Annotated in this window: 12 protein-coding genes and 1 tRNA gene; 8 read left to right on the top strand and 5 right to left on the bottom strand. The window is 37.4% G+C overall.

Features of this window, described 5'->3' with window-relative positions:
* Positions 1 to 8: 8 nt before the first annotated feature.
* Positions 9 to 773: an IS5 family transposase gene (locus AP75_RS02430; RefSeq protein ID WP_072965309.1), complete on the bottom strand. Its 765-nt coding sequence runs from the start codon at positions 771 to 773 to the stop codon at positions 9 to 11.
* A gap of 175 nt (positions 774 to 948) precedes the next feature.
* Between AP75_RS02430 and AP75_RS02425 the strand changes: the two genes are divergently transcribed.
* From AP75_RS02425 to AP75_RS02415, 3 genes are all read left to right on the top strand, one after another.
* Complete coding sequence (locus AP75_RS02425; RefSeq protein WP_031501368.1) at positions 949 to 2181, top strand: S-adenosylmethionine:tRNA ribosyltransferase-isomerase; 1233 nt, start codon at positions 949 to 951, stop codon at positions 2179 to 2181.
* Between the two features lie 18 nt (positions 2182 to 2199).
* The gene (locus AP75_RS02420; protein ID WP_242589746.1) at positions 2200 to 2496 is read left to right on the top strand and encodes an MGMT family protein; all 297 of its coding nucleotides are present in this window, start codon (positions 2200 to 2202) and stop codon (positions 2494 to 2496) included.
* 114 nt (positions 2497 to 2610) lie between these two features.
* Entirely contained in the window at positions 2611 to 3405 is a 795-nt protein-coding gene (locus AP75_RS02415) for an alpha/beta hydrolase (protein ID WP_031501366.1), read from the top strand.
* A gap of 83 nt (positions 3406 to 3488) precedes the next feature.
* Here the strand turns inward: AP75_RS02415 and htpG are convergent, their stop codons facing one another.
* Both htpG and recA read right to left on the bottom strand, forming a co-directional pair.
* Complete coding sequence (gene htpG / locus AP75_RS02410) at positions 3489 to 5381, bottom strand: molecular chaperone HtpG (RefSeq protein ID WP_031501365.1); 1893 nt, start codon at positions 5379 to 5381, stop codon at positions 3489 to 3491.
* Between the two features lie 138 nt (positions 5382 to 5519).
* A complete protein-coding gene (recA, locus tag AP75_RS02405; protein WP_031501364.1) occupies positions 5520 to 6521 on the bottom strand; it encodes a recombinase RecA in 1002 nt (333 codons plus the stop codon).
* A gap of 149 nt (positions 6522 to 6670) precedes the next feature.
* Between recA and AP75_RS02400 the strand changes: the two genes are divergently transcribed.
* Positions 6671 to 6741 (top strand) — tRNA-Gln (locus AP75_RS02400).
* A gap of 532 nt (positions 6742 to 7273) precedes the next feature.
* On the opposite strand, the gene AP75_RS02390 is transcribed toward AP75_RS02400, so the two are convergent.
* Positions 7274 to 8155: an SDR family oxidoreductase gene (locus AP75_RS02390; RefSeq protein ID WP_031501362.1), complete on the bottom strand. Its 882-nt coding sequence runs from the start codon at positions 8153 to 8155 to the stop codon at positions 7274 to 7276.
* Between the two features lie 100 nt (positions 8156 to 8255).
* Between AP75_RS02390 and AP75_RS02385 the strand changes: the two genes are divergently transcribed.
* A complete protein-coding gene (locus AP75_RS02385) occupies positions 8256 to 8591 on the top strand; it encodes a hypothetical protein (protein WP_031501361.1) in 336 nt (111 codons plus the stop codon).
* Positions 8592 to 8712: 121 nt separating this feature from the next.
* Here AP75_RS02385 and AP75_RS02380 read toward each other — a convergent pair whose 3' ends face one another.
* Positions 8713 to 10050 (bottom strand): dihydroorotase, encoded by a 1338-nt coding sequence (locus tag AP75_RS02380; RefSeq protein ID WP_031501360.1) that lies wholly within the window; start codon positions 10048 to 10050, stop codon positions 8713 to 8715.
* A 140-nt stretch (positions 10051 to 10190) separates the two neighbouring features.
* Here AP75_RS02380 and AP75_RS02375 point away from each other — a divergent pair, with 140 nt between their 5' ends.
* The 3 genes from AP75_RS02375 to AP75_RS02365 are packed head-to-tail and all read left to right on the top strand — an operon-like array spanning position 10191 to position 13156.
* Entirely contained in the window at positions 10191 to 11648 is a 1458-nt protein-coding gene (locus AP75_RS02375; RefSeq protein WP_031501359.1) for a lipopolysaccharide biosynthesis protein, read from the top strand.
* A gap of 7 nt (positions 11649 to 11655) precedes the next feature.
* Entirely contained in the window at positions 11656 to 12087 is a 432-nt protein-coding gene (gene dut, locus AP75_RS02370) for a dUTP diphosphatase (protein ID WP_031501358.1), read from the top strand.
* Positions 12088 to 12127: 40 nt separating this feature from the next.
* Positions 12128 to 13156: a sugar phosphate nucleotidyltransferase gene (locus AP75_RS02365; protein WP_031501357.1), complete on the top strand. Its 1029-nt coding sequence runs from the start codon at positions 12128 to 12130 to the stop codon at positions 13154 to 13156.
* Positions 13157 to 13203 lie beyond the last annotated feature (47 nt).

Raw genomic sequence — 13203 nt, 5'->3', positions numbered from 1 at the left:
GAGCCTGTTTAAATTTTATTCAATAAATTTTTTATAGCGGATAATTTTACCATATTTTCAGAATTTTCCATTAGTAATTCGTAATTCCTGCATAATCTCCTGTCGTTATCAAACCAGGAAAATGTCCGTTCAATAATCCATCTTTTAGAAAAGGGCTTAAAATCTGTTTTCTTTTCATCATTTCTCATCACCACATTGATTAGATAAGCAAACTTATTTTTCACCTGTTCTATGATTTCTCCTCTGTAACCTCCATCAGCAAGAATAATCTTCACAGGACTTAAGAAATATGCCAAAGTTCTCATGAGAAAATCAACAGCTTTACTGTCATGAACATTGGCTACAGTAACCATTATTGCTAATAAAAATCCGTTTTTATCAACCACCACATGTCTTTTAATTCCTTTTACTTTTTTATTCCCGTCAAAACCATTTAATGAGCGGTTGTTTCCCCATCTTACACTCTGACTGTCCATTATGCCTAAACTCGGTTCTCTTTTTTGATTTCTTTTCAACCTGACTTTTTCCCGTAATTTCGAAAGAAGCAGATCAAAATCCTCTGCATTTGCCCATTTGCTGTAATAGTAATAGACCAATTCCCATTTCGGAAAATCATTGGGTAACATCCTCCATTGGCAACCGGTTTTCACCAAATACATTATGGCGTTCCAAATGGTTCTTAAACCATATTTTCGCTTTCTGTCATTGAGGTTCAAAGTCTTTTTTATAAATTGCCACTGATTGTCAGAAATGTTTGTCGAGTAATTTTTCACTGTAATTTAATTGATTAGTAACCAACAAGTTACGGAAAATAAACAACATAAACAACTGACAATCAGTTTTTTATAAGATTATTTTATAAAATAAACGCCATACGAATTTTTCTAATTTAATTTTTAAACAGGCTCTTATAATTGAAAAAAATAAAGATTTTCAGAAATTTGCAGCATGCATCCGAAACATTTAAGAATTGAAGATTTTACCTACGATTTACCTGCCGAAAAAATAGCATACAATCCGGTAAATCCACGTGATCAATCCAAATTATTGGTTTATCAAAACAATAAAATCTCCGAAAACACGTATCGAAATATCAGTGAATATTTGCCTGAAAATGCGGTATTGGTTTTCAACGACACCAAGGTGGTGAAATCGCGCATCTTTTTCAATAACGAAAACGGCGCCACCATTGAAGTTTTCTGCTTAGAACCTTACGGTGAAGCCATTGATTACGAACAACATTTCACCGAACGAAATTCCGTTACATGGATTTGCTTTATCGGAAAAGTATCCAAATGGCGAGAACAACAACTCACGAAAACCATAGAAGTAGAAGGACTTCCGGTTGAACTTTCGGCCGAAATCACCGGAAAATTGGAAGATGCTTATCTCGTGACTTTTACCTGGTCACCATCGGAAATTCCTTTTGGAAAAATCATGGATGCAGCGGGCGTTACACCACTTCCGCCTTATATCAAAAGGATTGCCGAGAAAGTAGATGAAGATTCCTACCAAACCGTTTATTCCGAAAACGAAGGTTCCGTTGCGGCTCCTACCGCGGGACTTCATTTTACCCAAGATGTTTTGGATGATTTAAAGAAAAAAGGCATTTCATCGCTGTTTACGACGCTTCATGTCGGCGCTGGAACCTTTAAACCCGTGAAATCCGAAGTGATGGAGGATCACGTGATGCATTCGGAATATCTCAATATCACGACCGCTTTTTTGGAAGATTTAGCGGTAAAAATTCATCAACCAATTATCACGGTCGGTACCACTTCTACCCGAACTTTGGAGAGCATTTATTGGATGGGCAATAAAATTGTACAAAATCCGGAAATCAGCTACAATGCTTTAAAAATAAATCAATGGGAGCCTTATGAAGCAGAAGCGATTTGCAGTGCCGAAGAAGCGATTGATGCCCTACTGAAATGGATTAAAAACACGCATCAAGACCATCTTTCCATAGAAACTGAGATTATTATCGCTCCGGGATATTCTTTTAAAATGGTAAAAGGTTTGGTGACCAATTTTCATCAACCACAATCTACTCTTTTACTTTTGGTTTCTGCATTAATTGGGGATCAATGGAAAAATATTTATCAATACGCTTTGGAAAACGATTTCCGTTTTCTGAGTTATGGTGACGGAAGTTTGCTGTTGCCCAACAACAATTTTTAATTAAAAATCATAGATTCTTTGTTTACCCAACAGGTTTTTGAAATCATCCGACTTATTCCCGAAGGTCGAGTTACGAGTTATGGAGCCATTGCTAAAGCAGTTGGTTTCCCCAACCATTCCCGACATGTGGGAAATGCACTGAGGAATTATGCTGAAGATTTTCCGGCGCATCGGGTTTGTAATTCTTCCGGGCATATCACTGCAAGTTGTCTTGAGAAGTTTACTGAAAAATTAAACAAAGAAGGCATAAACGTACAAGGAAATAAGATTCTGGATTTCAAGAATTTATTTTGGAATCCTTTGGAGGAAATTTAATGGTTTAGAAACTTATTTTTTCGGTTCAGGCTTCTTTTATTACGATTCGGTAATCGTTTTTTTTAATTTATGGTAACGGATAATATCTTTGACCCATAATTAAAACAAACTATTATGAAACTTACAAAATTTTTATCTCTACTTTCTATTTTTATTTTAAGTTTTGCTTCTGCGCAAATGGACGATAAATTTTATCAACCAAGCAAAGAAATGAAACTCTTTGAATTCACAACCTTAGAAAATATTGTATTTCCTGTTGAAAAAGACACCATTACGGCTTATTTCGCCAAGCCCAAAACCGGAAATAGCAAGAAAACAGTTTTGTTTTTTCATGGAGCTGCCGGAAATGTAACCACTTATCAATACATTACAAAACCATTAGTAGAAAGTGGATTTCAAGTGGTAATGGTTGATCTTAGAGGTTACGGGAAATCTACGGGAAAACCTACTCACACTAATGTTGCGGAAGATGGGCAAAAATTATTTGATTTCTTAGTAAACAAACCCGAAATTAAAAACACTAAAATATACATTTACGGTGCTTCTCTCGGTTCTCAAATTGCGACTCATCTTGCAAGAGCAAATAAAGAAAAGATCTCAGGATTAATTATTGATGGCGGAATGTCTTCATTTGCTGATATTGCCGCAGTATTTGCTCCTCAGTATAAAGATGTAATTGCGCAAATGTTACAAAACGTCTACTCCGCAAAAGAAGACATCAAATTCACCGAGGGACTTCCTAAACTTTTTATTTATAGCAAAAACGATAAAACCGTTCCATATTCACAAGGAGAAGAAATTTTTAAAAACGCTTCGGAACCCAAACAATTCCTTGAAAATAGTGCCGATCATCTTCAGGGTTTGAAAGATGAACCGTTAGAGATTTTGAAAGCAATCAATAACTTGTAATCCATTTTAACTAAGATTTTTATATAAAAAACGTTGGCAAGGAGAGAAATCCAGCCAACGTTTTAAAATATTTCACCTTTAATTTACTTGCTCAAATCCTGATAACTTCTTTGGATAAAATCCGTCAATTCCTTCCCTTTCAAAAGGTTTTGAGACAATTTTGCCAAATCCATCGCATGTTTGATTTGCGTAGTTTTGTCCTCATCATTTTCAGTTTTTAAGATCTTTCCTGCCAAATCGCTGTTGGTATTCACCACCAAATTGTACATTTCCGGGAAACCACCCATCGCGAACATTCCGCCACCACCGGTCGCTTGCATATCCTTCATTCTTCGCATAAATTCCGGCTGAGTGATCACAAAAGGCGCATCGGTACTTTCCAAATCTTCGAGTTGGACGGTAAATTTCGTATCAGAAATTCCTTCTTCAATACTTTTTTTCAAGGCCTCTTTTTCTGTATCATTTAATTTAGAAATAATTGGCTCATCTTTTTTAATTAAATTATTGATGTGATCGGCATCTACGCGAGCAAACTGGATTTTCTCTTTAGAAGATTCTAGTTTTTGAATCAAATGCGGAACGATCGGTGAATCCAGCAACAAGACTTCATATCCTTTATTCTGAGCCGCCTGGATGTAACTGTGTTGATCGTGTTCGTTGGTTGCATACAAGATTACCAAATTGCCGTTTTTGTCGGTTTGGTTGGCTTTAATTTTATCTTGAAGTTCATTCCAAAGGAAATATTTTCCATCAACATTTGGGTACAGTGCAAACCTGTCGGATTTTTCGTAGAATTTCTCTTCAGAAATCATTCCGTATTCAATCACGATTTTGATGTCGTTCCATTTTTTCTCGAAATCTTCACGGTTTTCATTGATTAAAGAAGCCATTTTGTCGGCCACTTTTTTGGTGATGTAAGAAGAGATTTTCTTCACTGCACCATCCGCCTGAAGATAAGACCGGGAAACATTCAGCGGGATATCCGGCGAATCGATTACTCCGCGAAGCAACATCAAGAAATCGGGAACAATTCCTTTCACCTCATCGGTTACAAAAACCTGGTTTTGATAGAGTTGGATTTTATCTTTTTCGATATTCAGATTGTTTGCCAATTTTGGGAAGAAGAGAACTCCGGTCAAATTAAACGGATAATCTACATTCAGATGAATATGGAACAAAGGATCCTCGAACTGCATCGGATACAACTCGCGGTAGAAGTTCAGATAATCTTCATCTTTTAATTCGGATGGCGATTTTGTCCATGCTGGCTCTGGATTGTTGATGATATTATCAACTTCCTGAGTTTCGGGTTTTGCATCTTCAGCTGCGTTTTCCGGTAAAGGTAAGGTTACAGTTTTGGTCCCAAATTTAATAGGAACCGGCATGAATTTGTTGTATTTTAAGAGCAATTCACGGATTTTGGCTTCTTCTAAAAACTCGGTTGAATCTTCCGCAATATGAAGGATGATTTCCGTTCCTCGTTCGGTTTTATCAGCAGTTTCTTCGAGAGAAAACTCAGGACTTCCGTCGCAAATCCATCTTACGGCAGGTTCGTCTTTGTAAGATTTGGTGAGGATTTCCACCTTTTCAGCGACCATAAATGCAGAATAAAAACCTAGTCCAAAGTGACCGATAATTCCCGCATCTTTTGCGCTATCTTTATATTTTTCAAGAAATTCTTCCGCCCCTGAAAATGCGACCTGATTGATGTATTTTTCAACTTCTTCCGCCGTCATCCCGATTCCTTGATCGATAATGTGAATTGTCTTATTCTCTTTATCAATTTTTACTTCAATTTTTGGGTTTCCGTAATCTACTTTGGCCTCACCGATATTGGTTAAATGCTTCAATTTCAAAGTAGCGTCGGTTGCGTTGGATATTAGTTCGCGCAGGAATATTTCGTGATCACTATACAAAAACTTCTTGATCAGCGGAAAAATATTCTCTACCGAAACATTAATTTTTCCTGTAGTCATAATTTTTTAGATTTAAATTTAAACTACAATTTCAAAAAAAATACCATGCGTAAGAAAATGACAATTTGGCATTTTTTCAGAAAATCAGGTATAAAAAAAAGCAACCCGATGGCTGCCTTCTGTAGTAATTTGCGTTTATTATTTATTCAATAGCGCTTCTTTAATCTTAGCTTCCAGTTCTTCTGCAAGTTCCGGATTGTCTTTCAACATATCACGAACGGCATCACGACCTTGTCCGAGTTTGGTTTCTTCATAGCTGAACCAAGAGCCACTTTTCTTCACTACTCCGGTTTCCACGGCCATATCCAAAATTTCACCAACTTTCGAAACCCCTTCACCATACATGATGTCGAACTCAGCCATTTTAAAAGGCGGAGCTACTTTGTTTTTCACGATTTTCACCTTCACTCGGCTACCCACAGCTTCGTCACCGGTTTTGATTGGAGCACTTGCTTTTCTAATATCAATTCTCACCGACGCATAGAATTTAAGTGCATTTCCACCGGTTGTAGTCTCCGGATTTCCGAACATTACCCCGATTTTTTCTCTTAATTGGTTAATGAAAATTACGGTACATTTTGTTTTAGAAATGGTTGCAGTTAATTTTCTTAAAGCTTGAGACATCAATCTTGCGTGCAATCCCATTTTGGAATCCCCCATTTCTCCTTCGATTTCAGCTTTTGGAGTAAGCGCAGCCACAGAATCAATTACCACGATATCCACAGCACCGGAACGGATTAAATTATCCGCGATTTCCAAAGCTTGTTCCCCATTATCGGGTTGGGAAATGATCAAATCATCCAAATTGATTCCCAATTTCGAAGCATAATGTCTGTCGAAAGCGTGTTCCGCATCGATGAATGCAGCGATACCACCCGTTTTTTGGGCTTCTGCAATAGCGTGCAAGGTTAAAGTTGTTTTACCAGAAGATTCCGGTCCATAGATTTCGATTACTCTCCCTCTTGGATAACCGCCCACACCAAGTGCAAGGTCGAGTCCCAAAGATCCGGAAGGAATCACTTCGATGGAGGTATCCACAGAAGCATCTCCCAAAGTCATTACGGTTCCTTTTCCGTAGGTTTTATCTAGTTTTTCAAGCACTAGTGCGAGTGCTTTTTTCTTATCGTCAGTACTGCTCATGTGTAAATATTATTTGTCCAAAAATACGGAATTAAAATATTATAAAAGCCAAACGAAAATTGAAATATTGAAATATTTTAAAATTAATTTAAAAAAAGTTTTGTGCGATAAGAAAATATTTTTTAGATTTGCACCACCAAAATAAAGACAGACCCATGGTGTAACGGTAGCACTTCGGTTTTTGGTACCGCCTGTCGGGGTTCGAATCCCTGTGGGTCTACATTTTGATAATTAACGCTCTGATTTTCAGGGCGTTTTTTTTTGTTTAGGTTGAAATTTATCCAATTATGGCAAAATGCATTAAATAATCAGTCTGCTAATCTTCCCATTTACATAATGTTCTCCCTTTCTCTCTTGCTTCCGCAATCGTGACTGTGTGGATGTCGGTTGAGCACTTGCTGAGGCCTCTACAAGATTTTTTGAGGTGATATCTCTCGCTATTTTTGCCTTTACAAATAAATACGTTTGATTGCTGATCTTTTAAAAATAGAATGATCGAAAATAGAATGATTAAGAATTTCATTTACTGTTTTAATTTCAGTGTGAATGTTCAATATGCTTTATTCCAAAAGTATAAATATACCAATTTCATTGGTAATAAAGGAATTAGAGTAAAATCTCTTTTTTTGAAAACTTTAAATCTCGTCACAAAAAAAAACGCCGTAAATAGATTATTCACAGCGGTTTTTAATATTTAATTTTTTTAGCAAATAGCCTTCTTTTTGCTGAAAATTTCTGAGAGAATTTAAAATTTAACTTGATTTCTTCGCCTTAATCATGGATTCGAGCATATCCCACATTTCTTGCGGAATTTCTTCGAGCATATTGAATTCGCCGGCTCCCTGAAGCCATTCGCCACCATCAATGGTAACTACTTCCCCATTCATATACGCCGAATAATCGGAAACGAGGTAAGCCGCCAAGTTGGCCAATTCCTGATGTTCACCGACTCTTCTTAACGGAACTTTTTTGCGCATATCGAACTTTTCTTGGAGATCTCCGGGCAACAATCTATCCCACGCACCTTTTGTAGGGAATGGTCCAGGAGCAATTGCATTAAAACGAATACCATATTTTGCCCATTCTACGGCTAAACTTCTGGTCATTGCCAAAACTCCTGCTTTTGCACATGCGGAAGGAACCACATAAGCAGAACCAGTCCATGCATAAGTCGTGACAATATTTAAAACCGTTCCGGGGATTTTCTGATCGATCCAATATTTCCCGATGGAAAGAGTGCAGTTTTTTGTACCTTTTAAAACAATATCCAAAACAGAGTCAAATGCCGAGTGCGTCAATCTTTCGGTTGGAGAAATAAAATTTCCCGCAGCATTATTCAGCAGAATATCAATTTGCCCAAATTCTTTTATCGCCGCCTCTTTCATTGCTTCCACTTCGTCCCAGTTGCGCACATCACATGCTACGCAAAGGATTTTTCCGCCGGTTTCATCTTCCAGTTCTTTAGCGGTATTTTGCAGTTTTTCAAGATTTCTGGAAGTAATGACGACTTTTGCTCCGAGTTGAAGAAAATATTTAGTCATTGCCTTTCCGAGGCCGCTTCCGCCACCAGTTACTATTGCAACTTTATCTTTTAACGCTCCTTCCTTGAGCATCGGTTGGGTATAAAGATTCATATCTTTGGTTTTTTTGTAAATTTAAGGAAAAAGATTATAGTTTTAGTCCCTTTTATTTGGATTATTCGCAAAAACAAGTAAATTTGAATAAAAAAGGCTAATGAGAAAAGTTTTGATTATTGCTTCAATATGCATATTAGCATCATGCACCAAAGAGGAGAAAGAGAAGATTGTTAATCACAAAAAATTTAATCCTGGACGCTCAGTAATCATTTCCAGCGGAACGGTAGGCATTGCTAATAAGGAACTCGCAGAAAAGCACTTTAAATTAATTATGTCAGAAAAAGAGGAAGAAGCTGCGGAATTAAGGAGTAAAATTAATTTGAAACTGATTAAGAATGGAACACACGCCATCGTAATTGAAGAAGGGGAAAACCTTTCCCGAATAGCAACAGAAAACGATACAATTTGGGTAGTAAAAGAACTAATAAAATAATAAGAAAAAAGACCCAGTTCCGATACGACCCAAACAAAAAATAAATTTCTAATAAAACTATTTCTTAACCACTACTAAGCTGAAAACAAAGGATATTGCTGAATTTCCGCCAAAATAGTTTCTATTTTCTATCAAAAAGTAATCTTTCACCATGTTTCTGCTCGGCAACTTTTCCGTTTTCGAAAGCTAATTTTCCATTGACAAAAGTGTGGGTAATTTTCGAGTGGAAAGTTGTTCCTTCCAGCGGACTCCAACCACATTTATAAAGCAGATTTTCTTTTGCAACGGTATAAGTTTCATTCAAATCAACCAAAACAAGGTCGGCTTTGTAAGTTTCGCGAATAAAACCACGCTTTTCCACTTGAAAAAGAATCGCAGGATTGTGACACATTTTCTCCACCAATTTTTCTAAAGAAATTTTTCCGTTTTGGAAATTCTCCAACATCAATTGTAAAGAATGCTGCACCAAAGGTCCACCGGAAGGCGCTTTCGTATATACATTTTGTTTTTCTTCCCAAGTATGCGGCGCGTGATCGGTGGCCACTACATCAATTCGGTCATCGAGCAGCGCTTCCCAAAGTCCATCTTTATCTTTTTGAGTTTTTACCGCGGGATTCCATTTAATTAAAGTTCGTTTCGTTTCGTAATCTGCATCGGTAAAAGTGAGATGATGAACACAAACTTCTGCAGTGATTTTTTTATCTTTTAAAGGAATATCGTTTCGGAAAAGCGAAGTTTCTTTCGCCGTAGAAACATGAAAAACATGAATTCGCGCTCCTGTTTTTTCCGCAAGTTCCACCGCTTTCGAAGAAGAAAGATAACAAGCTTCTTCACTTCTTATCAAATGGTGATATTTCATCGGAATATCGTCGCCAAACTCTTTTTTATATTTTTCTGTGTTGGCTTTTATCGTGGCTTCATCTTCGCAATGAACAGCGATGAGCATTTTGGTTTTGCTGAATATATTTTCTAAAGTTTCAGGATTATCCACGAGCATATTTCCGGTGGAAGAACCGAGAAAAAGCTTGATTCCGGCAACATTTCGGGGATTTGTTTTCAAAACTTCTTCCAAATTATCGTTGGTTCCGCCCATCATGAACGAATAATTAGCGAAAGATTTCTCGGAAGCAATTTGATATTTTTCTTCCAAAAGATCTTGTGTTACCGCATTCGGAACGGTATTCGGCTGTTCGATAAAACTCGTGACTCCGCCTGCAATTGCAGCTCTGGATTCGCTTTCAATGTCACCTTTGTGCGTTAATCCTGGCTCACGAAAATGCACCTGATCATCAATGATTCCCGGCAAAAGATACTTTCCGGAAGCCTCTATTATTTTATCAACACCTTCCTCAGAAATATTTTTTCCGATTCTAGAAATGAGATCGTTTTCGATCAGCAAATCGCTTTTAAATACTTGATTCTCGCTGACTATTTCAGCGTTTTTTATGAGCGTTTTCATTTATTTTTATTCAGTTTTATTTCACTGTAAATTTAGCGATTTCATTCCGAAAAAGTATTCGGATTTCAAAACAGATAAGTTTTACGGTGAGATTTTTTTGATTTTAATTAAAACGATACATTTGCAGAAATATCTGAATTTTGTATAAAAAACTGCTGGGACAAACTGCGCTTTATGGACTTACTACGGTAATCATCCGCCTGTTCCCGTTTATCATAAATCCTTATATCACCAATGCCTTTGGACCAGAAGCTTACGCACCGTTCGCGGATTTTTATTCGGTTGCCGGTGTAATTGCAGTATTACTGACTCACGGTATGGAAACCACTTTTTTCCGTTTTGCGCTCGATGAAAAGAACGATAAAAAACTGATCTCCACCGCATTCTTCAGCGTCGCAACCGCCACGTTGATGTTTCTGATATTTTCGCTGAGCTTCAGTAAAGAGCTTGCAGTCGCCTTCAAAACACCAACTCAGGTTGATTTACTCACGATTTTAGTTATTGTACTTTCTCTCGACGCTCTCTCTGCAATGCCTTTCGTAATGCTTAGAAAAAATGAAAGACCGATAAAATATGCTTCAATAAAAATTGCAAACGGCGTTATCAACTTTTTACTTGTGATCTTTTTTCTGCAGGTTTTACCGCGTGTTCCGCAGGGAATTATGGGCTTAAAATACAATCCGGAATTCGGGATTGGCTATGTTTTCGTTGCCAATCTGGTTGCCAGCGGTGTAACTTTCCTTCTTTTGTTTAAAGATATTTTCATTGCAAAACTGAAATATTTTTCGTGGGAACTCTGGCAAAGAATGATTAAATATTCGTGGCCCATCATGATTGCGGGTTTAGCCGGAATTATAAATGAAACCATGGACCGGCAGTTTCTGAAATTCCTTCTTCCCGAGGAAATCGGGCGCCACCAGCTTGGAGTTTATGGTGCAGTGGCAAAGATTGTAACCTTCGTGGTGCTTTTCAGGCAGGCGTATGTTTTGGGGATTGAACCGTTTTTCTTCAGCCATTCTAAAAATGAAAATGCCGGAAAAACCTATGCAAAACTTATGGATGTTTTTATAGCAGTGAACTGTATGATCATTCTGTTTCTTTGTGTAAATCTGGACTGGATTGCGAAATTTTATCTAAGAAACCCTGAATATTATGAGGGAATTCAGATTCTCCCGATTTTATTTTTTGCAAGCCTGTTTTTAGGAATTTACCTTAATCTTTCAGTCTGGTACAAACTTTCCGACAGAACAATTGTCGGCAGCTACATCTCGTTTATAGGTGCTGCGGTTACCATTGCGATCAATTTTTATTTCATTCCAAAATATGGTTACTGGGCATCGGCCTGGGCAACGATTGCCTCATATTTCGTCATGATGATTGTTTCTTATATATGGGGACAGAAAAAGTATCCAATCCCATATAACGTTTACGGCAACATTATTATTATTACTGTAACCATCATTGTTTCTCTGCTATATTACCAAAATTTTAAACACAATATTTGGCTGGGGAATCTAATCTTTTTAGTTTTAGCCATCCTTTTAATTAAAACTCAAAAATTAATTCCGCAAAGTCTGCTGAATAAAATTAAAAGATAAATATTTCATGAAAATAAAAATCATTAACCGGTCAAAACACGCGTTACCAAAGTATCAAACCGCACTTTCCGCCGGAATGGATTTGTGTGCCAACATCGAAGAATCTATTGTTTTAAAAAGCCTTGAAAGAAAGCTAATTCCCACAGGATTATTCCTTGAACTTCCAGAAGGCTTTGAAGCGCAAGTGCGTCCCAGAAGCGGTTTAGCCATAAAAAACGGCATCACCGTACTGAATTCTCCAGGAACAATTGATGCGGATTACCGAGGCGAAATTGGAGTTATTTTAGTAAATTTGTCAGACGACGAATTTGTGATCAATGATGGCGACAGAATTGCTCAAATGGTTATCGCAAAACACGAAACTGCCATTTGGGACGTAGCTCAGCAGCTCACCGAAACAGATCGCGGAGCCGGTGGATTCGGAAGTACTTCCAAATAAAACCAACACAATATTAATATAAGTAGTTAAAAAAAATCTTATGAAAATTATAGTTCCTATGGCCGGAAGAGGCTCCAGACTAAGACCTCACACCCTCACTGTTCCAAAACCGCTGATTCCTATCGCAGGAAAACCCATTGTACAGCGATTGGTAGAAGATATCGCAAAAGTGGCAGGGGAAAAAATTGATGAAATCGCCTTTATTATTGGAGATTTCGGGCCGGAAGTAGAAGAATCTTTGGTTGAAATTGCTGAAAAATTGGGTGCAAAAGGAAGTGTTTATGTTCAGGACGAACCTCTGGGAACCGCACATGCAATAAAATGTGCAGAAGCATCCATGCAAGGCGATGTTGTCGTTGCATTTGCCGATACTTTATTTAAAGCTGATTTTATTTTAGATAAAAATTCAGATGGTGTAATTTGGGTGAAAAAAGTGGAAGATCCTTCCGCATTTGGCGTTGTAAAACTCGATGATTACGGATTCATCACCGATTTTGTTGAAAAACCTAAAACTTTTGTTTCCGATTTGGCGATTATTGGAATTTATTATTTCAATTCTGCAGAAAAATTGATGGATGAGATTAATTACATCATGACCAATGACATTAAAGAGGGAGGTGAATATCAATTGACTACCGCATTGGAAAACCTTCGCCAAAAAGGAGCGAAATTCTCGCTTGGAAAAGTAGACGATTGGATGGATTGCGGAAACAAAAACGCAACGGTAGAAACCAACGGAAAAGTGCTCAACTATGAAAAAGAGAATCTTTCCACTTATCCTGCTTCTGCAAAAATTGAAAATTGCATGATTATTCCACCATGCTTTATTGGCGAAAACGTAGAAATTTACAACTCGAAAATTGGACCTTGCGTGTCATTGGGGAATAATACGAAAATCATCAATTCAAATATTGACAATTCGCTAATTCAAGAAAACACATTAATTGACCACGGAAATCTCAGTAATTCCATGATCGGAAATTCCGCACAATACTTCGGAGTTGCCCGTGAAATTTCATTGGGAGATTATTCCGTTCTCGATTTCCTATCAAAAAGCGAAAGTAATTAAACCACCACTAATAACGGTATACAACTAGCCACACAAAACAATTTGTG

Source organism: Kaistella haifensis DSM 19056 (assembly GCF_000735695.2).
In the GTDB taxonomy this organism is placed as follows: domain Bacteria; phylum Bacteroidota; class Bacteroidia; order Flavobacteriales; family Weeksellaceae; genus Kaistella; species Kaistella haifensis.
Note: the sequence above shows the minus strand (reverse complement) of the source record. Positions and strands in the feature narration are given on the sequence as shown.